Genomic DNA, 25,837 nt, shown 5'->3' with positions numbered 1-25,837 from the left:
ACCTTGGAAGCTGTCATCGCGGAGCTGGAGGCGCGGCGCAGCTTTCTTGTAGAAGCCGGGGCCGGCGCTGGCAAAACGACCACCCTGGTGCGGGCCCTGCAGCACCTCCTCGCCCATCGCCGTGTGTCGCTGGAGGCTAACCATCGACGGATTGCCTGCATCACGTTCACGAACATCGCCAAGAAGAAGATCCTTGAACGCATTGCTGCGGACCCGCTCGTTTACGTCGGCACCATCCATGAATTTCTCTGGAGCGTGATCCAGCCGTACCAGCACGAGCTCTGGCAGCAAATCCTCGAGTACAATAAGGAGCTGGCCAAGCCCGAAGAGATGGATAACGTCTCCGCTGCCCCTGTCATCGAGTACTCCGATCGTGGGCGCAGGCTCAGCGAGGGGCGGATCTTTCACGACGATGTCCTCGCGCTGTCGCTGCGGCTGGTCAAGACCCACCCCAAGCTCGTACGCATCATCGCCAGCCAATACCCGATCATCTTCGTCGATGAATATCAGGACACGTCACCGCAGACGATCGAACTACTCCTAGATCACTTGGCGGGCGCCGGTCGCGAGAGATGCACGGTCGGCCTCTTCGGTGACTCCATGCAGAAGATCTTTCCCTCCGGTGTAGGAGCGGTGCAACGCCCCGGCCTCGCCGAAATCACCAAGCACGAGAACTACCGGTGTTCACCGCCGGTCGTCGATGTCCTCAACCAGATGCGTCCCATGCTCATCCAAGATGCCGTCGGCAAGCAGCAAACCGGCGAGGTCCACCTCTTCCTCAACACCGCGATTCCGGTCGGACACGAGCGCCTCGCCAGGGCCGAAGCGACTCTCAGCCAACACGGCTGGACACGGGAGAACACCAAGTACCTCCTCCTCACGCACCGCGGGATCGCCGGCACCCTGGAGTACGCCAACCTCCTGGACCAATACAGACGCCTTGGCCGCTTTGGCCCTGACGATCTCATGGAACGCAACGAGCCCTACATCCAGTACATGACGCGCGTCGAGGCCCTGTCCGCAGCCTTCCAGGCCAAGGACTTTGCCGAATTGTCCAGGCTGTTGGACGAGGGAAGAACACGGGTCACCCGGCATGTACACAAGCGCACCATCAGCGAGGCCATCCGCATGCTCGACACCGTACGCATGACCGGCACCGTCGGCGATGTCCTGGACCTGATGGCCGACGGCCACCTCCTGACCGTGCCTGGAAAGCTCAAAGACCGCGAACGCCTACGGACCGCAACCGACCTGGACGAGCGTGGCCAGCGCCGCGCGGACTTCTCGAACAACCTCCGCAGCGTGTCCTACCAGGAGGTCATCAGAGTCACCCGCTTCATCGACGAACTCACCCCCTTCTCGACTCAGCATGGAGTCAAGGGAGACGAGTTCGAGAACGTCCTCGTTGCAGTCGACGACAGGGCCTGGACGAATTACAGCATCGGCAAGATGCTCGCAGGCACCGACAAAGCCGACCGGACCGAACGATCACGCAACCTCTTCTACGTGTGCTGCTCCCGGGCACAGCGCGGCCTCGCCGTCGTGTTCATCAACGATGTTCCAGAGGGAGCGGAACGCACGCTTCATGACTGGTTCGCGTCCGGCACCGTCCATCCGTGAGACACGCATGGCGAAGCGTGTTATAGAGGGTCGCGAACTGACAGCTTGACCTGCAATGTCGGCGCGGACCCGGCACATTCGGACGAACGAGGTTTGTGCGCCCGGGAAACAGCCTGGACGGCGTGTTGGAGGCCGTGCCCCTGTCACTGTCGGCACCGAAGGATCTTGTGGTTCGTCTGGCCGATTACGTACTCCCGAAGCCACCTCGAGCGACTTTACCGACCAGCCCGCAGTGCCCTCCCTTGCCGCTGTCTTGGTGGATGAGCCTTGGGCGCCGTTGTATCGACCGGCCGCCGATTCCCCGCGAGGGCGCCATGCACAGTACGGACCCGACGGCAGCGCCCTCCTCCGCCACGGGCAACACGCACTCCGCACCGCCCACCGGGGCCGCACCGCCTTCCGGGCCCGTATCAGCCACGCAGAGCAGGGGCACCGCCCCGGCCCCGGCGGCCGCTCCACTCACGTCGGCCCGGAGCGCGACGACTTCCGCTTCCGCGGCCGCAGCGCCCGACCCGATTTCGCCCGGGCCACGTCGGCGCGAGGTGACCGCCGAGGCTCTCGCGCCGGGCGTGCTGGAGAGCCCGCCGGGACAGAGACGACGGAGGGGCCTGTGGACTCTGGCGAGCGGCGCTGTCGTTGGCCTTCTCGCCTGGCTCGTCCCGGCGGCTCTCGACTACCTCGCCACCGAGCCGACGACACGCCACTCGAAGCAGGTCGAGGAGAACCTCGACCGTGAGGCTCCGGCTTTCACGGCGTCCACGCGCGTGGACGCGGACCCGCTCTACATGGCTTATGTCTTGGATCGCCCTCTGACCCGTACCGAGGCCAGCACCTTCCGGGAATCCGGCGCCAACGACGGCCCCAACTTAGAGGAGGTGGAAGAACTGGCCGCGGCCCACGGTGGCCACGGTCTTGAGGACCCGGGCTGGGACAAGTCCGACGGGTACTCGTCCTCGTGGCTCATCGATCTCTTCAGCAACAGATCGGCGAGCCTGACGATCACCGGCATGAGGGCCGAGGACCTGAGATGCGGCCCCGCCACCGCGAAGACGGTCATCCTGGTCCGCCCCGAGGGCGGTGGCGCCTACGACGGAATCGATTTCAATCTCTCCGAGCCGAAGACGCCGTACTCCCTTAGCCCCGACGACCACTTCGGCAAGCCGTACTTCTCGGACAAGAAGATCGATCTCGGCAACGGCGCCGAGCCCGGAGGGCTGCGTGCGAGCCATGCAGAGGCGACAGACCGGACGGTGCCGTGGCTCGATGACTTCCTCTGTGGCGGATAACGGCAACCGCCGGATCAGGCTGCCGATCGTGCCGAGCGGAGGCATCGCGTGGAGGGCGGAGGCCGGGTTCCGAACGGTCAGGACGGCGAGCCGCACCAATTCTTCGGGGGTCCAGTAGCCGACTCGGTTGTCCTCACGGCGGCGCCGAGCGCGACGGGCCGATCTGGGATGAAAGGTGCCGGATGGTGCGGTGGTTGGCGTCGGTGAGCCGGTTCAGGTAGGAGCCGACCGTCTCGCCGTGCACGGGTGGTGGGGACAGCGGCAGCACTCGCAGCCGCGTGGTCACGCGGTGCGTTTCTCGTTGCGGGACCGACGCCGACGGTTCAGGGTCGCTTGGCCCGTGCCGGATCACGAGGTCTTCGCTGCCTGATGGCAGGTCGGAGCTGAGGGCTGACCTTTGAGGTACTTGGCGCGCTCGTCTGCCGTGAGGTCGCGGCCCACAGACCGGCAGATCGTGTCGATCGCCTCCTCCTCTCGCGTGGTAAGGCTGATATCCCACAGCCGCACAGTGTGATCGAGGCTAGCGGTGGCCAGAGTGTGGCCGTCTCGGTTCAACGCCATGGCTGTGACGGGGCCGGTGTGGCCGGTCAGGGTGGTGCGCAGACGGCCGGTGGTCGTATCCCAAAGGCGCGTTCGGCGGTCTGTGCTTGCGGTGGCGAAGGTGTGGCCGTCGGGGCTGAAGGTTAGCGCCATGATGGTGCCGTCCTGGCTGGCTATGGTTCCGAGTCCCTCGGTTCGGCTTCGTTGCGTCTGGCCGGTGGCCGTGTCCCAGAGGTATGCGACACCACCGGCGCTGCCAGCCACGGTCCGGCCGTCAGGACTGAACGTCACCTTTGTGTCGGCGTCAACTCCCAGATCGTGTTCCAGGACCGCATGCGAGCGCATGGTGTGCATGTTCCACAGCCGTACGGTGTAGTCACCCGCGGTGGCGAGCGTATGACCGTCGGGGCTGAACGCGACTGATCCGATGCTGTTTCGGTGTCCGGTGAGTGTGGCACGGAGGCGGCCGGTCCTGGTGTTCCAGATGCGAGTGGTGTGATCGTGGCCGCCGGTGGCGAGGGTGTGTCCGTCGGGGCTGAAGGCGATCGCGTGGATGCCTTTCTGGTGTGCGGTGAGAGTGGTGCGGAGGTGACGGGTCCGCGTGTTCCACAGTCGTACGGTGTCACCGCTCGCGGCGCCGAGGGTGCGGCCGTCCGGGCTGAACGCGAGGGCGTCGACGCCGTTCTCGTGCCTGCCGAGCGTGGCGCGGAGGCGGCGGGTCCGCGTGTTCCACAGCCGCACCGCGTCGCCGGCCGTGGTCGCGAGGGTGTGGCCGTCCGGGCTGAACGCCATCGCGTACACACTGTTGCGAGAGCCACTGAGGGGCCTGCTGACGGGTATGTTCCACAGCCGCACGGTGTGGTCGTCGCTGCCGGAGGCGAGAGTGCCGGCGTCGGGGCTGAACGCCAAGGACCCGACGGCGCCGGTGTGTCCGGCGAGGGTGGTGTGTGGCCGGTTGAGCGTGTGGGCTGCGGGCTTTTCAGGGTTGGTGGAGTCCCAGACCTCGATGGTGCCCCAGCCGCCGGCGGCGACAGAACGACCGTCAGGGCTGAACGCGACGGATGTCACGTTGTCCTGATTGCCGGTGAGGGAGGTGCGCAGTCGGCCGGTCATGGTGTCCCAGACCTGGACAATGCTGGAGCCGCCGACGGCCAGTGCCCGGCCGTCCGGGCTGAACGCCAGCGCTGACACACTGTTTTGACGTCCGGTGAGGGTGCTGCGGAGCCGACCACGAGCAACATCCCACAAGCGCACCGTCTTGAAGTCGTTGCTGGAGGTGGCGAGGGTGCGGCCGTCCGCGGTGAACTCCATCTCCCAGACAAGGTCGTCCGTGGGGTAAGCGAGGGTGCTGCGCAGGCGACCGGTCGCCGTATCCCATACCTGGATCTTGTGGGAGCCGCTGGTGGCGTAGAGACGGCCGTCGGGGCTGAACTGCGCCGCGTCTAGGCCGGGAGAGTCGAGAGTGACGGTCGGGCGCGGGCGTCCGGTGGCCACCTCCCACAATTGCACGGTCTCATCGCTCTTGCCGAGAGCGAGACTTCTACCGCTGGAACTGAACTCCAGTGCTTGCACAAGGGTTCCCGGGTCGTACGGGATGGTCGCTCGGGTTCGCCCGTTTGCCGTGTCCCACAGTCTCACCGACCGTGAACTGTCCGCGGATCCCCCGGCAGTGGCCAGAGCGCGACCGTCAGGGCTGAATGCCAATCGAATCACCGCATCTTGGTGTCCGGTCAAGCGGTGTTCGAGGGGGAGGGCCGCGGCGTTACGAAGGCTTGTCTTCGCTTCCTTGGTGGCGCTGATACGGAATGCCCGAGCGGCGAGAAGCGATGCGAGATCCGGATCTTCGTCAATCGTCTCACTGGATTCAAGGGCGAGTAATCGCGAGATGGAACGCTCCCGCGATTCAATTTTCTGCCGTGCCGATTTCATGTCCTTTTCGCGTTGCCAGATGATCAGCGAACTGGCGATCAAGGAGGCGATGAGGGCAGCGATAAGGAGCTTGACGCGGAGGGTGCTGCGATAGCGTGTCGCGACATCTGCCTCTTCTGGACTCACGGTTCCCCCAGACCTCGACAGGATGTCCTGTTGCCCTCGGACTGAGGGCAGTGACAGTCGAATCTAGTCGAAGAAGTTTTACGCGGGCACCCCGTGCGGGCGGCTATTCGCTACCTTGGGTTATGGGCGCGATGAAAGTCCTAAGGGATCAATTCACCTCGGGGGAGGGCTTTATGTCCGACGATGTCTCACAGTCACCTGAACCACCCGAACCATCGGGTACAACTGATCCACCCGACGCATCCGACCCGCCTCCCGACAGGCGACACCATTTCCCGTGGCGGGACAAGAGCTTCATCGCCACAGCGATCATCGCCCCGGTTTTCGTCTCCCTCATCGTGATCGGTCTGAACGGCGGATTCTCGTGGATCGGCGATCAGTTCAAGGAGAAGAAGCCGCCCGTGTATGTATCGGGCTCCCGCTCGCCAAGGGTCGGGGTCTCCACCAAGCCGCCGGAAGTGCAGCCGTCCGGCTCCGTATGGACGACGCCACCCCAAGCCGCCCCTTCTGCCTCCGGCCAGTCCGAAGCGGAGGCGCAAGGTATTCGGTATTCGCGTAGTGGCTACCTGTGCCCCTGGGAAGCGTGGGTGGTGACCAAGCCGCCCAGTGAATTCACAGAAATCCCCGTCTCGGAGGATGGGACTCCGGACTCGGAACTCATCAACGACAAGACCACAGGAGACCCGGCCACCACGCATCTCAGTATTGGTATCCAGCCGGTGGACAACAGGCCCTTACAGGTGAAGGAACTACGTATCAAGGTCCTCGACCGAAGGGCAGCACCGGGGGCCGACCGGGCGACATTGGTGGGACTGCAGAACGGCGGGTGCGGCGGCGGGCCCGAAGAGCTAATGGCGTACGCGGATCTCGACGGCGGCGCCGACTTCGCCACCGTCAGCTTCGAGGGCGGGGACAAAATGCCTCAGGAGCTCGTCGGCGGGAGGACACTCAACATCGAGCTCACTGTGGAGACCCGCGCTTGTGACTGCGTGTGGGTCCCCGAGATCGTCTGGTCCAAGGACGGCGAGACGAAGACCACCGAGTTCCGGATCGACGGGAAGGACTTCCGCACCATCTCGACCACCGGACTCGAACGCCGGGCGTGGAAGCAAGATCTCAACACTCACAAGTGGTCGAAGACCGTCTTCGACGAGTCCATCCTGGACTAAAGGCGAAATGGCACGCCTTTACGCGGTCGCCACCCGCAAGGGCGAGCCATGGATCATCGTGGGCGCCGGTAGCTGGGACTGTGGTGTGGCCTGGGACGCATTGCTAGATCATGTCCGATGGGTCCCATGGGGCTTACGTCGTTGGCCGGTTCTGGATCGATCGTGTAGCGGGGGCGGGCTTTCGGACCTCGTCGCCATGCTCCAGCCAGGCCAGATCGAAATCCGAGACGTCTGGCGGAGTCCCACCCGCAGGACCTGTACCCCACCCATGCATCGACCATCACGGATGCCATGAGACAAGCCACATAGAACGGGACACGGGTCACCCCTGTGGGGGACCGCACTCTCGACAACAGCCACCGGACGTGAGATTCGAGGCCGCCCCACTGAGATCAGTACGACTCCTCCAAGCTAAGCGAGACGGGACAGCGAACGAGCCGACGGAACGTCTCATTCCCGTGGCCCATGGGCCAGACAAGGGCCACAGAAAATGAGAAAGGGTCATTCATTCTGAGACGCTACAGCGGCCTCCGTCAGGCAGTCCGCCGGATCAGCGCCAGGTACATCGCGTCCGTGCCGTGCAGATGCGGCCACAGCTGCAGGTCGGGGCCGTCGCCCAGGGCCGGGACGCCGGGCAGCAGCGGGCGCGCGTCGATCAGTTCGGCGCCCTCGTGCTGCTTGAGCACGTCGTCGACTACGGCACGCGTCTCCGCGAGGTGCGGGGAACACGTGGCGTACCCGACGACGCCCCCGACGCGCACGGACTCCAGCGCGGTGCGCAGCAGCCCCCGCTGGAGCGGCGCGAAGCCGTCCAGGTCCTCCGGGCGGCGGCGCCAGCGGGCCTCGGGGCGGCGGCGCAGGGCGCCGAGTCCCGTGCAGGGCACGTCCATCAGGACGCGGTCGAAGGTGCCGGGCTGCCACGGCGGCCGGGTGCCGTCGGCGGCGATGACCTCGTAGGGGCCCGGGTTGCCGCGCAGCGCCTGCGCGACCAGACGGGCCCGGTGCGGCTGCTTCTCGGCGGCCAGCAGGGCGGCGCCGCGCTGGGCGGCGAGTCCGGCGAGCATGGCGGCCTTGCCGCCGGGCCCCGCGCATCCGTCGAGCCACTTCTCGTCGCGCCCCTCGACCGGGGCGTTCGCGAGTGCGATCGCGACGAGCTGGCTGCCCTCGTCCTGGACCCCGGCGCGGCCTTCGCGCACGGCGTCGATCGATCCCGGTTCGCCGCCTTCGCTGAGCCGCACGGCGTACGGCGACCAGCGCCCCGGCAGCGCGGACTCCTCGCCGACCGCGTCGAGGAGCTCATCGGCGGTGGTGCGGCCGGGGCGGGCCACGAGGGTGACCTCGGGCCGCTCGTTGTCGGCCTCCAGGAGGTCCTCGATGCCCGCACGGCCGCCGCCGAGCGCGTCCCAGAGCGCGGAGACGACCCAGCGGGGGTGCGAGTGGACGACGGCGAGATGGTCCTCGGGGTCCTCGTCGTAGGACGGCGCGACCTTCGCCACCCACCCGTCCAGATCGTCGGCGGCGACCTTGCGCAGGACCGCGTTGACGAACTTGGCCCGCCCGTCACCGAGCACCACGCGCGCCAGCTCCACGGAGGCGGAGACGGCGGCGTGCGTCGGGATGCGCGTCCCGAGCAACTGGTGCACGCCCATGTTGAGCACGTCCAGGACCGGCGGGTCGACCTCGCGCAGCGGCCGGTCGATGCAGGCGGCCACGATCGCGTCGTACGTACCCTGCCTGCGCAGCGTGCCGTAGACCAGCTCGGTGGCGAGCGCCGCGTCACGCGCGTCGAAATCGCCCTTGTCGCGGGCCTTGCGCAGGAGGGGCGGCAGGACGAGGTTCGCGTACGCGTCGCGCTCGTCCACGGCCCGCAGCGCCTCGAAGGCAAGGAAGCGGACGGGGTCCTTCTTGGGGCGGCGGTGGGGCTTGCCGGGCTTGCCCTGCTTCTGGGGTCGCCGGCTTGGCTGGTCGTTCAAAGGTGCTCCGCTATTGGGTGAGGGCCGAACCTGTTCAGCCTACGTCGGTTGCCCCGAGCCGCTCGCCCGGGGCGATCCGCACCCCACGCGCCCAGTCGGCGCCGCGCATCGGCTTCTTGCCCTGCGGCTGGACCCAGAGCAGCTCCACGGCGTGCGAGCCGCTGCCGACGTACACATTGTTCTTGGCGGCGGCGAGCTCGCCGGGCGCGAGGTCGGTGCGGTCCGGTACGAGCGCGGCCTGGACGATCTTCAGACGCTCCCCCCGGAACACGGACCAGGCACCGGGAGCCGGGGTGCAGCCGCGCACGACGCGGTCGACACGGAGAGCCGGGGCGGCCCAGTCCACCTGGGCGTCCTCGACGGTGATCTTCGGGGCGAGCGTGATGCCGTCGGCGGGCTGCGGTACGGCCTTCAGGGAGCCGTCCTCGATGCCGTCCATGGTGGCGGCGAGCAGCCCGGAGCCCGCGAAGGCGAGGCGGGTGAGCAGGTCACCGCTGGTGTCGGTGGGCCGGACGACCTCGGTGACCGTGCCGTACACCGGCCCGGAGTCGAGCCCTTGCTCGATGAGGAAGGTGGAGGCACCGGTGATCTCGTCCCCCGCCATCACCGCGTGCTGGACGGGCGCGGCACCGCGCCAGGCGGGAAGGAGCGAGAAGTGCAGGTTGACCCAGCCGCGGGCCGGGACGTCCAGGGCGACCTTGGGCAGCAGCGCGCCGTAGGCGACGACCGGGCAGCAGTCGGGCGCGATCTCGCGCAGCCGGGCCAGGAACTCCTCGTCGCGCGGCTTCACGGGCTTGAGGACCTCGATCCCGGCCTCCTCCGCGCGCTGGGCGACGGGGCTCGCGATGAGCCTGCGGCCACGGCCCGCGGGAGCGTCGGGCCGGGTGACGACGGCTGCCACCTCGTGCCGGTCGGAGGCGATCAGGGCGTCCAGGGCGGGGACGGCGACCTCGGGGGTGCCTGCGAAGACGAGCTTCATCGTTGCCTTTCGGCCTCTCGGGACGGGAACGTGCGGGGAGCGCACCAGTCTATGAGCCGCTCTGCCGGGCCGCTCTCCGCGGGGCCACCTGTCCCCTTGTCCCTCTGTCCCCTGCCCCCTCTCCCCAGAAGTTGCGTCCTCTCTCCCCAGCGTGGCGGCTCGCCCGGGGGCGTACGCGCGGACGCGCGCCCTGTGCATATGCGCATACGCCCCCGCACCGTGACCCCACACGAACTAGCGCGTTGGTCAAGAAAGAGTTGACCACAACGGGCCGCCGACGCGGCCCGATCCTTTTCAACGCCGGTTCGAGAGGCTTGTTCATGGCCGACCACGCAACCCACGACGCCCAGGCACGGGCCAGCCTGCACCTCCTGGTTCGGGACATCGAGCGGGTCCGCCGGCAGGTGGACGCACTGCGTACGCTCACCGCCCAGCTCGGCAACGTCTACCGCCCGCGCCGCTCCAGCCCCTCCGCGGGCTTCGTGGTGTACGGGCGCGCCCCCGCCCCGACCGTCCGCCTCGCCCAGGAGCTTCGGGACAGCGTCGAGACACTGGTGACCGCCGCGGTGGACTTCGACCGCTCGCTGGGTTTCTCGTGGGACGCGGTGGGCTCGGCCCTCGGGGTCACCAAGCAGGCGGTGCACCGCCGTTACGGCGCACGCAGGGCCACGACACAGGCGGCGGCCGAAGCCGAGCGCGCCACGGAGACGGTGCCCTCCTCCGCGACCGCCCGCCCCCCGGTCCCGGTCGGCGCTCCCCTCCCCTCAGTCCCCTCGGTCCCCTCGGTCCCCGCGGCCCGCGCGATGCCGACCCAGCCCACGGCGGGCAGTCCCGCCCTCCGCGAGGACCCCCGCCCAAGCGCCTTCCCCGGCCCCAGGAACGGCTGAACACAACAACTCGGCGGCTGCCCCACCGGTTTCCCCGGCAGGACAGCCGCCGCCGTTGTGCGCAGCCCCCGTTGTGGACAGGCGTTCCGCACGGCGGAACGGGTGGGCACAACGCCCCACTGCCGGGCACCGATGAACGAGGCGGCAAGCACCACAAGGCCGACGAGCACCCCGCAGAAGGCAGACACCGAGAGGCAGCAAGCACCCCCGGCGGAGGGGGGAACCACCACGCCTAGCCGATATCCAGCGGGTCCACCCGAATCCTCACAGGCTCCGCCCCCGCGGCCCCCGTCCCCCGAGCCATCCGAGCCGCCTGCGCCACCTTCAGCGAAGCGGCAAGCGCGGCCCCGCTCCCCGGCGGCACCCGAACGAGCACCCGCTCCCACCGCTCCCCGGCAGGCGCAGTCCCGCCCCGCCGCGCGGCCGAGGGGCCAGGCCCCGCGTCCGGCACGGGAACAGGCCCCAGCACCACCGCATCCCCCGGAAGCTCAGCCGCAGCGAGAAATGCGGAAAGCGCCTCCGCGGTACCCGCCACGGAGGCCATCCGCGACACGGGCGGAAACCCCAACTCGGCCCGCTCGGAGAGCTCCCGCACCGCATGCCCCACGGGATCCCACCGCACGAGCGCCTGCACGGGCCGCAGAGTCGGCTCGGCGACGACCACCACGGTCCCGCCATCCCCCTGCGGCCGCACCAGCGAAGACGCGCCGATCCACCGCCGCAGCGCATCCTCACCGGCCCGCAGATCGGGCCGCCCCAGCATGGCCCACCCGTCGAGCAACAGGGCCGCGGCATAACCGCCTTCGGCGACAGGCTCCGCCCCCGGTGTGCTCACCACCAACGCGGGCGACCCCGGCACGGTGTCAAGCACTTGCTCCCGCCCCGACGTCCGCACCGGTACCGCGGGAAACGCCCGCCCCAACTCCTCGGCCGTACGCCGCGCCCCCACCACCTGCGCCCGCAGCCGGAACCCCCCGCACTCCCCGCAGTGCCAGGCGCCTTCCTCCACCCCGCACCAGCCGCACCACAGCCCTCCGCCGTCCCGCGCCTCCAACGGCCCCGCACAGTGCCGGCACCGCGCGGGCTCCCGGCACCTCTCGCAGGCGAGTCGGGGCACATATCCACGCCGAGGCACCTGCACCAGCACAGGGCCGTGCTTCAGGCCCTCCCGCACCACGTTCCAGGCCAGCGTCGGAAGGCGCGCGGCACGAGCCGCCTCGTCCCGGGCAAGGTCTCCGTCCCCCACGGTCCGTACGAGCGGCGCGCTCCCCCGTACCTGCTCTCGGTCGGCGATCAGCGGCGCCGCCCACCCGCTCTCCACGAGCTGCGCGGCCTCGACCGTGCAGCTCCAACTCCCCAGCAAGAAGCCGCACTTGTCCCGCGAGGCCCGAAGCTCGAGCACCTCACGCACATGCGGAAAGGGAGCATTGTCGTCGCTGTGACTGGCATCGCCGTCGTCCCAGATCACGACGAGCCCGAGATTGCGCACGGGCGCGAACATGGCGGCCCGCGTGCCCACGACGGCCCGCACGGCGCCGCGCCGCACGGAGAGCCACTCCCGATACCGCCGCTCCTGCCCCACATCAGCGGTGAGCAGAGCATGCTGCCCCGCCCCCATCAGCTGGGTCAGCGCCGCATCGACCCTCGCGGCGGGCCGCCCGGCAGGCACGACGACCAAGGCCCCCCGCCCCGAGGCAAGCGTCGCCTGCACGGCCCGCGCGATGTCCTCGGCCCACTCCGGCCCGGGAAGGGCGGTCCACACAGCCCGGGGCGCACCCCCAGAGGCAAGCGCCCCCAAGAACTCCGCCCCATGTCCGTACCGCCTCCAGGACCCGGCCTCCGGCGCCGCCGGAGGGGCCGGAGCCTCCTCCATCTCCCGCGCCTCGGCGCGAGCATGACGAGGCGGGACGGCCAGCTGCAGAACATCGGCAAGGCTGCCCGCGTACCGATCGGCGACGGCCCGGGCAAGCCCGAGCAACTCACCGTCGAGCACGGGCTCGGGCGAAACGACCTGCGCCAGAGCGGCAAGAGGCCCCGAGTAATCCGACTCGGCGACCCGCTCGACGAGAAACCCGTCGATCAGCCCCCCACCTTCGCGCCGCCCGCCCCGCACGTTCCGCGCCCCGGCCCCGAACCGCACCCGAACCCGCACCCCGGGCTGCGCCTGCTCGTCCAACTCCTCGGGCACCGCGTAGTCGAAGTACCGGTCAAGATGCAGCACGCCCTTGTCGACCAGCACCCGAGCCACGGGCAGATGCTTCGCCAACGGAGCCCCACGCCACGTCCGCGGCTTGGCCCGCGGCACATCGGCCTTGCGCACCGCTTCCCGAATGAGTGCAAGCTGCTCCGGAGGCTCGGCCCCGCCCGCCCCCTCGGATTTCTGGTTCTCGCTGCTCACAGCAGCATTCCTACCAGACCGCACTGACACGGCCGTCGGCCCGATGTCCACCACGGCACGACGAAGCCCGGCGCCCCCACCAGGGGCACCGGGCTTCGTCAGAACGCGCGCAGCGAAGGAGCGTTACAGCTCCTTACAGCCCCGCAGCCTTCCGCAACGCATCCACACGATCCGTCCGCTCCCACGTGAAGTCCGCAATCGCCCGGCCGAAGTGGCCGTACGCGGCGGTCTGCGCGTAGATCGGGCGGAGCAGGTCGAGGTCGCGGATGATCGCGGCCGGGCGCAGGTCGAAGACCTCGGCGATGGCGGCCTCGATCTTGTCGGTGTCGACCGTGGCCGTGCCGAACGTCTCCACGAACAGGCCCACCGGCTCGGCCTTGCCGATCGCGTACGCGACCTGGACCTCACAGCGGGCCGCGAGGCCTGCGGCGACGACGTTCTTGGCGACCCAGCGCATCGCGTAGGCGGCGCTGCGGTCGACCTTGGACGGGTCCTTGCCGGAGAAGGCACCGCCGCCGTGGCGGGCCATGCCGCCGTACGTGTCGATGATGATCTTGCGGCCGGTGAGGCCGGCGTCGCCCATCGGGCCGCCGATCTCGAAGCGTCCGGTCGGGTTGACCAGGAGGCGGTAGCCCTCGGTCTCCAGCTTGATGCCGTCCTCGAGGAGCGCCTTCAGCTCGGGCTCGACCACGAACTCCCGGATGTCGGGGGCGAGGAGCGAGTCCAGGTCGATGTCCGACGCGTGCTGCGAGGAGACGACGACCGTGTCGAGGCGGACGGCCTTGTCGCCGTCGTACTCGATGGTGACCTGGGTCTTGCCGTCGGGGCGCAGGTACGGGATGGTCCCGTTCTTGCGGACCTCGGACAGGCGGCGCGACAGACGGTGCGCGAGGTGGATCGGGAGCGGCATCAGCTCCGGCGTCTCGTCGCAGGCGTAGCCGAACATCAGGCCCTGGTCGCCCGCGCCCTGCTTGTCGAGCTCGTCCTCGTCGCCCTCGACGCGCTTCTCGTACGCCGTGTCGACGCCCTGCGCGATGTCGGGGGACTGCGAGCCGATGGACACCGAGACGCCACAGGAGGCGCCGTCGAAGCCCTTCTTCGAGGAGTCGTAACCGATCTCGAGGATCTTCTCGCGCACCAGCTGCGCGATCGGCGCGTACGCCTTGGTCGTCACCTCGCCTGCCACGTGCACCAGGCCGGTGGTGATCAACGTCTCCACGGCGACCCGGGATTTCGGGTCCTCCCGCAGAAGGGCGTCGAGAATGGTGTCGCTGATCTGGTCAGCGATCTTGTCGGGGTGACCCTCGGTCACAGACTCCGAGGTGAAGAGACGGCGGGACACATCGCTCCCTGTGGTTGCAGCGGCTGCTGGCTGATCATTGGTGGACGGCCGGGAGCTGCGCCCGGCGTCGTCCGAGACCAGTTTATCGGTCACACTCGGCCGCCGGAGCACGTGTCTCGCCACTTGGGAGCGCTGTGACCTGCGGCACTGCATTGTGCGGTACGACGATCGGTCTCCACCAGAGGGCCTCGCGCCCGAATTTCCCGGGTTTGAGGCGCCCAGTGGGGCGAATGTGACATTCGCACCCAGGTTTCAAGCACTATTCTGCCGTGGCTCGAGCGGGGGCTTCTTCTGCGAGGCACCGCTATTTCTTCAGGAATTCTTCGGCAGGCGGCTCGCCACGAGATCCCAGACCGTGTCGGCGAGCGCTTCCTTCGGTCCGTACGGCACGGGCGTCTCGCTGCCGTCGGCGCCGAGCACGACCGCCTCGTTCTCCTCGGAGCCGAATGTCTTGCGCTCGCCGACTTCGTTGACGACGAGCAGGTCGCAGCCCTTGCGTTCCAGCTTGGCGCGGCCGTTGGCGAGCACGTCGTCCGTCTCGGCGGCGAAACCGACGACGATCTGGCCGGGGCGCGGCCGGTCACCGGCGATCTCGGCGAGGATGTCGGGGTTGCGGACCAGGGCGATCGGGGGCTGCTCCTGGCCGTCCTTCTTCTTGATCTTTCCGGTCGCGTACGTCTCCGGGCGGAAATCGGCCACGGCGGCCGCCATCACCACCGCGTCGGCGTCCGCGGACGCCTTGAGCATCGCCTCGCGGAGCTGGACAGCGGTGCCGACGGGCACGATGTCGACGCCCGCCGGTTCAGGAAGCGCCGCGTTCGCCGACACGAGCGTGACGCGGGCGCCGCGCGCCGCCGCACTGCGGGCCAGCGCGTACCCCTGCTTGCCGGAGGAACGGTTGCCCAGGAAGCGGACCGGGTCGAGCGGCTCGCGCGTCCCGCCCGCGCTGACGACGACGTGCCGCCCCGTGAGGTCGCGGGCCAGGTCTCCGCGCGCCAGGACACGGCGTACGACCTCGAAGAGCTCCACGGGGTCGGGGAACCGGCCCTTGCCCGTGTCCACGCCGGTGAGGCGGCCGACGGCGGGCTCGATGACCAGGGCGCCGCGGCGACGCAGCGTGGCGACGTTCTCCTGCGTGGCCGGGTGCTCCCACATCTCCGTGTGCATGGCGGGGGCGAAGATCACCGGACAGCGGGCGGTGAGGAGCGTGTTCGTCAGGAGGTCGTCGGCGAGGCCGTGGGCCGCCTTCGCCATCATGTCGGCGGTCGCCGGGGCGACGATCACGACGTCGGCGGCCTGGCCGATCCGTACGTGCGGCACCTCGTGGACGGAGTCCCACACCTCGGTCGACACCGGGTTGCCCGACAGCGCCGACCAGGTCGCGGCCCCCACGAAGTGCAGCGACGCCTCGGTCGGCACGACGCGTACGTCATGGCCGGACTCGGTCAGCCGCCGCAGCAGCTCACAGGCCTTGTACGCGGCGATACCGCCGCTGACCCCCAGAACGACCTTGGGCTTGCCCACCGTGCCTCCCCGCACTCGTGATCCCCGCACTCGGGAACGTACGACTCCATGACACACCACAGGCCCGGCAGTCGCGCTGCCGGGCCTGCGATGAAGAACTGCAAGAAAAGAACGGCGACTACTGAGCCGGGCCCTCGATGGCCTCGGACGTCAGCAGACCCGCGTTGATCTCGCGGAGCGCGATCGAGAGCGGCTTCTCGTGGACGTGCGTGTCCACCAGCGGGCCGACGTACTCCAACAGGCCCTCACCGAGCTGCGAGTAGTACGCGTTGATCTGGCGCGCGCGCTTGGCGGCGTAGATCACGAGGCTGTACTTCGAGTCGGTCGCTTCGAGGAGCTCATCAATCGGCGGGTTGATGATGCCCTCGGGCGCAGTGATGGAAGAGGACACTCTCTGCCTTCCGATGGGGATTGACCTTCGAATGGAAATTGAAGATCAAACCGGGGTTACTGAGGATGAAGATCAAACAACTTTCATCAAGGCTAGCAGCTCACGCGCCACATCCTCGACGGAGGTATTGACCAGGGTCGTATCGAACTCGGCCTCGGCGGCGAGTTCGATCTTCGCCGCGCCGAGCCTGCGCTCGATCACCTCCGGCGCCTCGGTCCCCCGGCCGGTGAGCCGGCGGACCAGCTCGTCCCAGCTCGGCGGTGCGAGGAAGACCAGCTGCGCCTCGGACATCGACTCGCGGACCAGGCGCGCGCCCTGCAGATCGATCTCCAGGAGGACGGGCTCGCCCGCCTCCAGGCGCTGGATGACGGCGCCCCGGGGCGTGCCGTAGCGATTGCCCGCGAACTCCGCCCACTCGAGCAGCTCGCCGTTGGCGATCAGCTTGTCCATTTCCTCGTCGGAGACGAAGAAATAGTGGACACCGTCCTTCTCGCCGGGGCGCGGCTTGCGGGTGGTGGCCGAGACGGAGAGCCAGACCTCGGGGTGTTCCTTGCGCATATGAGCGACGACCGTGCTCTTGCCGACCCCAGAGGGGCCGGAGAGCACGGTCAGCCGCGGACGTACGTCCGGGGGCACGGGGGTCGTCCCCCGGGATGTTGCAGCCATGCAGCGATTATCCAGGTTCTCAGGAGTGCCTGAGAACGTCAGGCAGCGCCACCGCCGAACTCACGCTCCAAGGAGGCGATCTGGTTGGAGCCGAGACCGCGCACACGGCGGCTCTCGGAGATGCCAAGACGCTCCATGATCTGCTTGGCGCGGACCTTGCCCACGCCGGGCAGGGACTCCAGGAGGGCGGAGACCTTCATCTTGCCGATGACATCGTTCTCCTGACCCTGCTTGATGACCTCGTGAAGCGAGGCACCGGAGTGCTTGAGTCGATTCTTGACCTCGGCCCGCTCCCGGCGAGCCGCGGCGGCCTTTTCGAGCGCGGCTGCGCGCTGTTCAGGGGTAAGGGGCGGAAGAGCCACGCCTACGTCACCTCGGATGTCGAACTGTCGGATACGGACCGGTGAGGAACCTAGTCGCCCCACACCTGGTGAGCAACGTGCAACGCGCTTGCCCGTTCGCTCTCGTCGGAGACTAGCGGGCATGGCCGCCGGAGTCAGCGAGAACAGACGAAAAGTCCTGGTCAGCCTCTGCCGAGGTGTACATTCCGGGCATTTCACCCCGGATTTGGCCTGGCAGGCCATCAACGAAACGTAGGGACGTGGCCGGACACGTCCTTCGAAGACGGAAAAACACCCTCAGGCCGAGGCGACGGCCTCACGGATCTCGTCCGCGAAGCGGCTCGCCGCGACGCGAAGCCCCGCCACGTCGGGACCGTGACGCAGGACACCCCGGCTGACGCTCGGCACGACATTGCGCACCGCGTCCCCGAAGACACCCGGCAGATCCGCGGGGGTGGCACCCTGCGCCCCGATGCCGGGGGCGAGCAGCGGGCCGTTGACCGCGAGGTCGTACGAGGACAGGTCACCCAGCGTCGCCCCGACGACGGCGCCGAAGGAGCCCAGGGGCTGAGCACCGGCGTTCTCGGCCGCCAGGTGTCCGAGCATCGTCGCGCCGATCGTGCGGCCGTCCTCGCGCACCGCGTGCTGCACCTCGGCGCCCTCGGGGTTCGAGGTGAGGGCGAGCACGAAGAGCCCGGTGCCGTTCTCGCGCGCCAGGTCGACGGCCGGCTTCAGCGAGCCGTAGCCGAGGTAGGGCGAGACCGTGAGGGCGTCGCTGAACAGCGGCGAGTCCTTGTGCAGGAAGGTCTCCGCGTACGCGGCCATGGTCGAGCCGATGTCGCCGCGCTTGGCGTCCATGACGACCAGCGCGCCGGCCGCGCGCAGCTCCTGGACCGCCTTCTCCAGTACGGCGATGCCGCGCGAGCCGAAGCGCTCGAAGAACGCGCTCTGCGGCTTGAAGACCGCCACCGTGCCGGCCAGCGCCTCGACGACGGTCGCGGTGAAGCGCTCCAGGCCCGCGACGTCGTCGTTCAGGCCCCAGGCGGCCAGCAGGGACGCGTGCGGGTCGATGCCGACGCAGAGCGGCCCGCGCTCGTCCATGGCGTGGCGAAGGCGCGTACCGAAGGGTTCGAGGGCACTCATGCGGGCTTCCTTGCGTCGGCGCCGACGGCCTCGGCGAGCGTGGCGTACGGGGAGGTGTTCAGGCGGGCGGCGAGGCCCTTGTGGATCGCACGGCCCCAGAAGGGACCTTCGTAGATGAACGCGCTGTAGCCCTGCACCAGGGTGGCGCCCGCGAGGATCCGCTGCCAGGCGTCCTCGGCGTTCTCGATGCCGCCGACGCCCACGAGCGTGATGCGGTCGCCCACGCGCGCGTAGAGGCGGCGCAGGACCTCCAGCGAGCGCTCCTTGAGAGGCGCCCCCGACATGCCGCCGGTCTCTCCGTAGAGCGAAGGTTCGGATTGCAAACCGAGGCTCTCGCGCGCGATGGTCGTGTTCGTGGCGATGATGCCGTCGAGGCCGAGCTCGACGGCCAGGTCGGCGACCGCGTCGACGTCCTCGTCCGCGAGGTCGGGAGCGATCTTCACGAGGAGCGGCACACGCCGCCCGGTGACGCTGCGGTCGGCCGCCTCGCGTACGGCGGTGAGCAGCGGCCGCAGGGACTCCGTGGCCTGGAGGTTGCGCAGGCCCGGGGTGTTCGGGGACGACACGTTCACCACGAGGTAGTCGGCGTGGACGGCGAGCCGCTCGGTCGACTTCACGTAGTCGGCGGCGGCCTCCTCCTCGGGGACGACCTTGGTCTTGCCGATGTTCACGCCGACGACCGTCCTGAAGACGGCCTTGCGGGCGCCCAGGCGCTCGGCCACGGCCGCGGAGCCTTCGTTGTTGAAGCCCATGCGGTTGATCAGCGCCCGGTCCTGGACGAGGCGGAACAGCCGCTTCTTGGGGTTGCCGGGCTGCGGCTCCCCCGTGACCGTGCCGATCTCGATGTGGTCGAAGCCCAGCATCGACATGCCGTCGATCGCGACGGCGTTCTTGTCGAAGCCCGCCGCGAGCCCGAAGGGGCCGTGCATCCGCAGCCCGAAGGCCTCGGTGCGCAGTTCCTTGTGGCGCGGGGCGAGCACGGCCGCGACGAACGTGCGCAGGACGGGGACGCGGGCCGCGAGCCGGATCCAGCGGAAGGCCATGTAGTGGGCCTGCTCCGGGTCCATGCGCTTGAAGACGAGGTTGAAGAAGAGTTTGTACAAGGTGGTGTCCTCGGTGTCCTCACCGGAAGTACCGGAAGTCGGAGTGCTCACCAGAAGGGGGACACCGGATCGGTGTCCCCCTGGTGGGCTGCTAGTCGCGGGCCGCGTTCAGATGCTCCGCGTGTTCCTGGAGCGACCGGACGCCCACGTCCCCGTGGTTGAGCGCGTCGATGCCCTGGACGGCGGCGGCGAGCGCCTGGACCGTGGTCAGGCACGGCACCGAGCGGGACACGGCCGCCGTACGGATGTCGTAGCCGTCGAGGCGGCCACCCGTGCCGTACGGGGTGTTGACGATGAGGTCGACCGCGCCGTCGTGGATCAGCTGGACGATCGTCTTCTCGCCGTTCGGACCCTCGCCCTCGCTCTGCTTGCGCACGACCGTGGCATTGATGCCGTTGCGCTTGAGCACCTCGGCCGTGCCGGACGTGGCGAGCAACTCGAAGCCGTGCGCGACCAGTTCACGCGCCGGGAAGATCATCGTGCGCTTGTCGCGGTTGGCGACGGAGATGAAGGCGCGGCCCTTGGTCGGCAGCGGACCGTACGCGCCCGCCTGCGACTTGGCGTAGGCCGTGCCGAACACCGAGTCGATGCCCATGACTTCACCGGTGGAGCGCATCTCCGGGCCGAGGACGGTGTCGACGCCACGCCCGTGGATGTCGCGGAAGCGCGACCACGGCATGACGGCTTCCTTCACCGAGATCGGCGCGTCCATCGGCAGCGTGCCGCCGTCGCCGGTCGCCGGGAGCATGCCCTCGGCGCGCAGTTCGGCGACGGTCGCGCCGAGCGAGATGCGCGCGGCGGCCTTGGCCAGCGGCACCGCGGTCGCCTTCGAGGTGAAGGGGACAGTGCGCGAGGCACGCGGGTTGGCCTCAAGGACGTAGAGGATGTCCCCGGCCATCGCGAACTGGATGTTGATGAGCCCGCGGACGCCGACGCCCTTGGCGATGCCCTCCGTGGAGGCACGAAGGCGCTTGATGTCATAGCCGCCGAGCGTGATCGGGGGCAGCGCGCACGCGGAGTCACCGGAGTGGATGCCGGCCTCCTCGATGTGCTCCATGACGCCGCCGAGGTAGAGCTCCTCGCCGTCGTAGAGCGCGTCCACGTCGATCTCGATCGCGTCGTCCAGGAAGCGGTCGACGAGCACCGGCCGCGAGGGGCTGATCTCGGTCGACTCCTCGATGTACGCGGAGAGGCGGGTCTCGTCGTAGACGATCTCCATGCCACGGCCGCCGAGCACGTACGACGGGCGTACGAGGACGGGGTAGCCGATCTCGTCGGCGATGGCCTTGGCCTCGGCGAAGGTGGTGGCGGTGCCGTGCTTGGGCGCCGGGAGACCGGCCTCCGCGAGCACCCGGCCGAAGGCGCCGCGGTCCTCGGCGGCGTGGATGGCCTCGGGCGAGGTGCCCACCACCGGTACGCCGTTGTCCTTGAGCGCCTGCGCGAGGCCGAGCGGGGTCTGGCCGCCGAGCTGCACGATGACGCCCGCGATCGGCCCTGCCTGCGCCTCGGCGTTGACGATCTCCAGGACGTCCTCGAGCGTCAGCGGCTCGAAGTACAGACGGTCCGAGGTGTCGTAGTCCGTCGAGACGGTCTCGGGGTTGCAGTTGACCATCACGGTCTCGTAGCCCGCGTCGCTCAGGGCGAAGGAGGCGTGGACGCAGGAGTAGTCGAACTCGATGCCCTGGCCGATGCGGTTGGGGCCCGAGCCCAGGATGATGACCGCGGGCTTCTCGCGCTTGGCGACCTCGTTCTCCTCGTCGTACGAGGAGTAGAAGTACGGCGTGTTGGCGGCGAACTCGGCGGCGCAGGTGTCGACCGTCTTGTAGACCGGGCGGACACCGAGGGCGTGCCGCACCTCGCGCACGACGTCCTCGCGCAGGCCACGGATCTCGGCGATCTGGGCGTCGGAGAAGCCGTGCCGCTTGGCCTCGGCGAGCAGATCGGCGTCCAGGCGCTCGGCGGCGGTCAGCTCGTCCGCGATCTCCTTGATCAGGAAGAGCTGGTCGACGAACCACGGGTCGATCTTCGTGGACTCGAAGACCTCCTCCGGAGTGGCTCCGGCGCGGATGGCCTGCATGACGGAGTTGATGCGCCCGTCGGTCGGGCGCACGGCCTCGGCCAGGAGCTCGGCCTTGTCGCCGGGCTCGCCCACGAAGGTGAACTGCGAGCCCTTCTTCTCCAGGGAGCGCAGCGCCTTCTGCAGCGCCTCGGTGAAGTTGCGGCCGATCGCCATGGCCTCGCCGACCGACTTCATGGTGGTCGTCAGGGTCGAGTCCGCCGAGGGGAACTTCTCGAAGGCGAAACGCGGGGCCTTGACCACGACGTAGTCGAGCGTCGGCTCGAAGGAGGCCGGGGTCTTCTCGGTGATGTCGTTCGGGATCTCGTCCAGCGTGTAGCCGACTGCCAGCTTCGCTGCGATCTTCGCGATCGGGAATCCGGTGGCCTTCGACGCAAGGGCGGAGGACCGCGAGACGCGCGGGTTCATCTCGATGACGATGACCCGGCCGTCGGTCGGGTCGATGGCGAACTGGATGTTGCAGCCGCCGGTGTCGACGCCGACCTCGCGGATGATCGCGATGCCCACGTCGCGCAGGGTCTGGTACTCGCGGTCGGTCAGCGTCATCGCGGGCGCGACGGTGATCGAGTCGCCGGTGTGCACGCCCATCGGGTCGAAGTTCTCGATGGAGCAGACGACCACGACGTTGTCGTTCTTGTCGCGCATCAGCTCCAGCTCGTACTCCTTCCAGCCGAGGATGGACTCCTCAAGGAGCACCTCGGTGGTCGGCGAGAGCGTGAGGCCCTGTCCGGCGATGCGGCGCAGCTCCTCCTCGTCGTGCGCGAAGCCGGAGCCGGCGCCGCCCATGGTGAAGGAGGGGCGGACGACCACGGGGTAGCCGCCGAGCTCGTCGACGCCCTTGAGGACGTCGTCCATGGAGTGGCAGATGTACGAGCGGGCGGACTCGCCGTGCCCGATCTTCTTGTGGACCTCTTCGACGACGCCCTTGAAGAGGTCGCGGTCCTCGCCCTTGTTGATGGCCTCGACGTTGGCGCCGATGAGCTCGACGCCGTACTTCTCCAGGACACCCTGCTCGTGCATGGAGATCGCGGTGTTGAGCGCGGTCTGGCCACCGAGGGTCGGGAGCAGCGCGTCGGGGCGCTCCTTGGCGATGATCTTCTCGACGAACTCCGGGGTGATCGGCTCGACGTACGTCGCGTCGGCGATCTCCGGGTCGGTCATGATCGTCGCCGGGTTGGAGTTGACGAGGATGACGCGCAGGCCCTCGGCCTTGAGCACGCGGCACGCCTGGGTGCCGGAGTAGTCGAACTCGGCGGCCTGGCCGATGACGATCGGACCGGAGCCGATGACCAGGACGGACTGGATATCGGAGCGCTTAGGCACGCTGGTCCTCCATCAGGGATACGAAGCGGTCGAAGAGGTACGCGGCGTCGTGCGGGCCGGCAGCGGCTTCGGGGTGGTACTGGACGCTGAACGCGGGCTGGTCGAGGAGCTGGAGCCCCTCCACCACCTGGTCGTTGAGGCACACGTGGGAGACCTCGGCGCGCCCGTAGGGGGTGTCGGAGACCTTGTCGAGCGGCGCGTCGACGGCGAAGCCGTGGTTGTGCGCGGTGACCTCGACCTTGCCGGTGGTGCGGTCCTGCACCGGCTGGTTGATGCCGCGGTGGCCGTACTTCAGCTTGAACGTGCCGAAGCCGAGCGCGCGGCCGAGGATCTGGTTGCCGAAGCAGATGCCGAAGAGCGGGGTCTTGCGCTCCAGGACGGCCCGCATGACGGCGACTGGGCCGTCCGCGGTCGCCGGGTCGCCGGGACCGTTGGAGAAGAACACGCCGTCGGGCTGGACCGCGTAGATGTCCTGGGCGGTCGCGGTCGCGGGCAGGACGTGCACCTCGATCCCGCGCTCGGCCATGCGCTGCGGGGTCATGCCCTTGATGCCGAGGTCGACGGCTGCGACGGTGAAGCGCTTCTCGCCGACCGCGGGGACGACGTACGTCTCCTTGGTGGCGACCTCGGCGGCGAGGTTCGCGCCCTTCATCTCGGGCTGCTGGCGGACCTCGGCGAGCATCACGCCCTCGTCGGGGAGCGCGTTGCCGGAGAAGATGCCGACCCGCATCGCGCCGCTCTCGCGCAGGTGGCGGGTGAGCGCACGCGTGTCGATGCCGCTGATGCCCACGACACCCTGGTTGACGAGCTCCTCGTCGAGGGTGCGCTGCGAGCGCCAGTTGGAGGGCACGCGCGCGGGGTCCCGCACCACGTATCCGGCGACCCAGATCCGCTGCGACTCGGGGTCCTCGTCGTTCACGCCGGTGTTGCCGACGTGCGGGGCCGTCATGACGACGACCTGGCGGTGGTACGAGGGGTCGGTGAGGGTCTCCTGGTAGCCGGTCATGCCGGTGGAGAACACCGCTTCGCCGAAGGTCTCCCCCACGGCCCCGTAGGCGCGGCCGCGGAAGATGCGGCCGTCCTCCAGGACGAGTACGGCGGGAGTTTTGGCGGCTCCCCTTGTGGAGGTCGTCATCGTGCGGTGCCTTCCTTCAGGTCGTTCGTGTTCGTGTTGATCATGTTGTTGACGGCCTCGACCCACTCGGCCTGCTCGGCCGCGTGGTCCGAGCGGAAGCCCGAGTCGATCTGCTTCTCGCCGTGCTCCCAGGTGACGATCAGCAGACCGCCCTCCGCGAGGACCTTTCCGGCGATGCCCTTGTCGAGGCGGGCCTCGCGCAGTTGTGCGGCCGGGATGAAGAAGTCGGCTGCCCCGGGGCGTACGACATCGAGGCCCGCGTCCGTGAGCGTCAGCTCCACGCGGCTGCGGGTACCGAGGCCGTGCGCCACGATGCGGTCGAGCCACTGCCCTGCCGTGGTCGAGCCGTGGTAGCGGCCGCTGAGCTCAAGTCTCACCGGGCCCGCGTCATCCGGCACCACGGGAAGCGGCGGCAGGTCGCCCTGGAGCGTGCCGCGCCACTTCCAGCCCTCGCGCATCAGCCAGTAGACGAGCGCGATGAAGAGCAGCAGTCCGACGACCCAGCCCGCGCGGGCGGCCCAGTCCGTCACGTCCGCCGACTTCTTCTCGGCTGCGAGGGTGACGGCACTTCCTGCGGCGGTGGAGATCAGAGAGGTCACGCGAGCTTCCCGTCGACGAGCGTGGCGCGGCCCCGCAGCCACGTGTGCGTCACGCGGCCCGGCAGCTCACGGCCCTCGTAGGGGGTGTTGCCGCTGCGCGAGGCGAAGCCCGCGGGGTCCACGACACCACGGTAAGCCGGATCGAGGAGCGTGAGGTTCGCGGGCTCACCTGCCGAGACGGGGCGGCCGTGGCTCTTGGCCTGCCCGATCTCGGCCGGCTTGACGGACATCCGGTCGGCGACCGCGGCCCAGGTGAGCAGGCCCGTCTCGACCATCGTCTGCTGGACGACGGAGAGCGCGGTCTCCAGGCCCACCATCCCCATGGCGGCCGCGGCCCACTCGCAGTCCTTGTCCTCGTGCGGGTGCGGGGCGTGGTCGGTGGCGACGATGTCGATCGTGCCGTCGGCCAGGGCCTCGCGCAGCGCCATGACGTCGCGCTCGGTGCGCAGCGGCGGGTTGACCTTGTAGACCGGGTTGTACGAGCGGACCAGCTCGTCGGTCAGGAGCAGGTGGTGCGGGGTGACCTCGGCGGTCACGTCGATGCCGCGCGACTTCGCCCAGCGCACGATCTCGACCGAGCCCGCGGTCGACAGGTGGCAGATGTGCACCCGCGAGCCGACGTGCTCGGCGAGCAGCACGTCACGCGCGATGATCGACTCCTCGGCGACGGCGGGCCAGCCGCCGAGCCCCAGCTCGGCGGAGACGACGCCCTCGTTCATCTGGGCGCCCTCGGTCAGGCGGGGCTCCTGCGCGTGCTGGGCGACGACTCCGCCGAACGCCTTCACGTACTCCAGGGCGCGGCGCATGATCACGGCGTCGTCGACGCACTTGCCGTCGTCGGAGAAGACGGTGACACCGGCAGCGGACTCGTGCATGGCGCCGAGCTCGGCGAGCTTCTTGCCCTCAAGACCGACGGTGACGGCGCCGATCGGCTGGACGTCCGCGTACCCGCCCTCCTGGCCGAGCCGGTAGACCTGCTCGACGACGCCCGCGGTGTCGGCGACGGGGAAGGTGTTGGCCATGGCGAACACGGCGGTGTAGCCGCCGGACGCGGCGGCGCGCGTGCCGGTCAGGACGGTCTCGGAGTCCTCGCGGCCGGGCTCGCGCAGGTGGGTGTGCAGGTCGACGAGGCCGGGCAGCAGGATCTTGCCGTCGGCCTCGACGACGGTCACGTCGTCGCCGGCCGCGATGCCGGTCCCCACCTCCAGGATCGTCTCGCCGTCGATCAGGACGTCCTGGGGCTCGCCGCCAAGGACCTTCGCACCACGGATCAGGGTCTTGCTCAT

General features: G+C 69.1%; 20 protein-coding genes. 4 read left to right on the top strand and 16 right to left on the bottom strand.

The window, feature by feature from the left end:
• Positions 1–3: 3 nt before the first annotated feature.
• Complete coding sequence (locus tag AC07AG_RS32960; protein ID WP_478759770.1) at positions 4–1,620, top strand: UvrD-helicase domain-containing protein; 1,617 nt, start codon at positions 4–6, stop codon at positions 1,618–1,620.
• Between the two features lie 542 nt (positions 1,621–2,162).
• Complete coding sequence (locus AC07AG_RS32955) at positions 2,163–2,906, top strand: hypothetical protein (RefSeq protein WP_478759768.1); 744 nt, start codon at positions 2,163–2,165, stop codon at positions 2,904–2,906.
• Positions 2,907–3,039: 133 nt separating this feature from the next.
• Here the strand turns inward: AC07AG_RS32955 and AC07AG_RS32950 are convergent, their stop codons facing one another.
• Complete coding sequence (locus tag AC07AG_RS32950) at positions 3,040–3,192, bottom strand: hypothetical protein (protein ID WP_468612725.1); 153 nt, start codon at positions 3,190–3,192, stop codon at positions 3,040–3,042.
• A 62-nt stretch (positions 3,193–3,254) separates the two neighbouring features.
• The gene (locus tag AC07AG_RS32945; protein WP_478759766.1) at positions 3,255–5,501 is read right to left on the bottom strand and encodes a WD40 repeat domain-containing protein; all 2,247 of its coding nucleotides are present in this window, start codon (positions 5,499–5,501) and stop codon (positions 3,255–3,257) included.
• Positions 5,502–5,674: 173 nt separating this feature from the next.
• Between AC07AG_RS32945 and AC07AG_RS32940 the strand changes: the two genes are divergently transcribed.
• Entirely contained in the window at positions 5,675–6,670 is a 996-nt protein-coding gene (locus tag AC07AG_RS32940) for a hypothetical protein (protein WP_478759764.1), read from the top strand.
• 533 nt (positions 6,671–7,203) lie between these two features.
• Here AC07AG_RS32940 and AC07AG_RS32935 read toward each other — a convergent pair.
• Together AC07AG_RS32935 and fmt are read right to left on the bottom strand one after the other, a co-directional pair.
• A complete protein-coding gene (locus tag AC07AG_RS32935; RefSeq protein WP_478759762.1) occupies positions 7,204–8,643 on the bottom strand; it encodes an RsmB/NOP family class I SAM-dependent RNA methyltransferase in 1,440 nt (479 codons plus the stop codon).
• A 34-nt stretch (positions 8,644–8,677) separates the two neighbouring features.
• Positions 8,678–9,622, bottom strand: a complete 945-nt coding sequence (gene fmt, locus AC07AG_RS32930; protein ID WP_478759761.1) for a methionyl-tRNA formyltransferase — start codon at positions 9,620–9,622, stop codon at positions 8,678–8,680.
• A gap of 320 nt (positions 9,623–9,942) precedes the next feature.
• Between fmt and AC07AG_RS32925 the strand changes: the two genes are divergently transcribed.
• A complete protein-coding gene (locus AC07AG_RS32925) occupies positions 9,943–10,509 on the top strand; it encodes a hypothetical protein (RefSeq protein ID WP_478759759.1) in 567 nt (188 codons plus the stop codon).
• A 232-nt stretch (positions 10,510–10,741) separates the two neighbouring features.
• Here the strand turns inward: AC07AG_RS32925 and AC07AG_RS32920 are convergent, their stop codons facing one another.
• From AC07AG_RS32920 to AC07AG_RS32865, 12 genes are all read right to left on the bottom strand, one after another.
• Positions 10,742–12,907, bottom strand: coding sequence for a primosomal protein N' (locus tag AC07AG_RS32920; protein WP_478759758.1), 2,166 nt, complete (start codon positions 12,905–12,907; stop codon positions 10,742–10,744).
• 133 nt (positions 12,908–13,040) lie between these two features.
• Entirely contained in the window at positions 13,041–14,249 is a 1,209-nt protein-coding gene (gene metK, locus AC07AG_RS32915) for a methionine adenosyltransferase (RefSeq protein ID WP_249591142.1), read from the bottom strand.
• Between the two features lie 312 nt (positions 14,250–14,561).
• Complete coding sequence (gene coaBC, locus AC07AG_RS32910) at positions 14,562–15,773, bottom strand: bifunctional phosphopantothenoylcysteine decarboxylase/phosphopantothenate--cysteine ligase CoaBC (protein WP_478759755.1); 1,212 nt, start codon at positions 15,771–15,773, stop codon at positions 14,562–14,564.
• 118 nt (positions 15,774–15,891) lie between these two features.
• Positions 15,892–16,164, bottom strand: a complete 273-nt coding sequence (rpoZ, locus tag AC07AG_RS32905; protein WP_005319902.1) for a DNA-directed RNA polymerase subunit omega — start codon at positions 16,162–16,164, stop codon at positions 15,892–15,894.
• A gap of 72 nt (positions 16,165–16,236) precedes the next feature.
• Positions 16,237–16,830 carry a guanylate kinase gene (gene gmk / locus AC07AG_RS32900; protein WP_478759753.1) on the bottom strand — a complete coding sequence of 198 codons (594 nt, stop codon included), beginning with the start codon at positions 16,828–16,830 and terminating at the stop codon, positions 16,237–16,239.
• A 38-nt stretch (positions 16,831–16,868) separates the two neighbouring features.
• Positions 16,869–17,192 (bottom strand): integration host factor, encoded by a 324-nt coding sequence (locus AC07AG_RS32895; protein ID WP_005319887.1) that lies wholly within the window; start codon positions 17,190–17,192, stop codon positions 16,869–16,871.
• Between the two features lie 276 nt (positions 17,193–17,468).
• Complete coding sequence (gene pyrF, locus AC07AG_RS32890; RefSeq protein ID WP_478759752.1) at positions 17,469–18,314, bottom strand: orotidine-5'-phosphate decarboxylase; 846 nt, start codon at positions 18,312–18,314, stop codon at positions 17,469–17,471.
• The gene (locus AC07AG_RS32885) at positions 18,311–19,417 is read right to left on the bottom strand and encodes a quinone-dependent dihydroorotate dehydrogenase (RefSeq protein ID WP_478759964.1); all 1,107 of its coding nucleotides are present in this window, start codon (positions 19,415–19,417) and stop codon (positions 18,311–18,313) included. The genes pyrF and AC07AG_RS32885 overlap by 4 nt, the downstream gene beginning before the upstream one ends.
• 91 nt (positions 19,418–19,508) lie before the next feature.
• The gene (gene carB, locus AC07AG_RS32880) at positions 19,509–22,817 is read right to left on the bottom strand and encodes a carbamoyl-phosphate synthase large subunit (RefSeq protein ID WP_478759750.1); all 3,309 of its coding nucleotides are present in this window, start codon (positions 22,815–22,817) and stop codon (positions 19,509–19,511) included.
• The gene (carA, locus tag AC07AG_RS32875) at positions 22,810–23,952 is read right to left on the bottom strand and encodes a glutamine-hydrolyzing carbamoyl-phosphate synthase small subunit (protein WP_478759748.1); all 1,143 of its coding nucleotides are present in this window, start codon (positions 23,950–23,952) and stop codon (positions 22,810–22,812) included. The genes carB and carA overlap by 8 nt, the downstream gene beginning before the upstream one ends.
• Entirely contained in the window at positions 23,949–24,551 is a 603-nt protein-coding gene (locus tag AC07AG_RS32870; RefSeq protein WP_478759746.1) for a PH-like domain-containing protein, read from the bottom strand. The genes carA and AC07AG_RS32870 overlap by 4 nt, the downstream gene beginning before the upstream one ends.
• Positions 24,548–25,837, bottom strand: coding sequence for a dihydroorotase (locus AC07AG_RS32865; protein ID WP_478759744.1), 1,290 nt, complete (start codon positions 25,835–25,837; stop codon positions 24,548–24,550). Before AC07AG_RS32865 ends, AC07AG_RS32870 begins: the two co-directional genes overlap by 4 nt.

Source organism: Streptomyces sp. NPDC044044, assembly GCF_056434405.1.
Note: the sequence above shows the minus strand (reverse complement) of the source record. Positions and strands in the feature narration are given on the sequence as shown.

Excerpts from the sequence above, each read along its gene's own strand:
- AC07AG_RS32925 (WP_478759759.1), top strand. The coding sequence starts at position 9,943 with ATGGCCGACCACGCAACCCACGACGCCCAGGCACGGGCCAGCCTGCAC.
- fmt (WP_478759761.1), bottom strand. The coding sequence starts at position 9,622 with ATGAAGCTCGTCTTCGCAGGCACCCCCGAGGTCGCCGTCCCCGCCCTG.
- gmk (WP_478759753.1), bottom strand. The coding sequence starts at position 16,830 with ATGGCTGCAACATCCCGGGGGACGACCCCCGTGCCCCCGGACGTACGT.
- AC07AG_RS32940 (WP_478759764.1), top strand. The coding sequence starts at position 5,675 with ATGTCCGACGATGTCTCACAGTCACCTGAACCACCCGAACCATCGGGT.
- pyrF (WP_478759752.1), bottom strand. The coding sequence starts at position 18,314 with ATGAGTGCCCTCGAACCCTTCGGTACGCGCCTTCGCCACGCCATGGAC.
- AC07AG_RS32865 (WP_478759744.1), bottom strand. The coding sequence starts at position 25,837 with ATGAGCAAGACCCTGATCCGTGGTGCGAAGGTCCTTGGCGGCGAGCCC.
- carA (WP_478759748.1), bottom strand. The coding sequence starts at position 23,952 with ATGACGACCTCCACAAGGGGAGCCGCCAAAACTCCCGCCGTACTCGTC.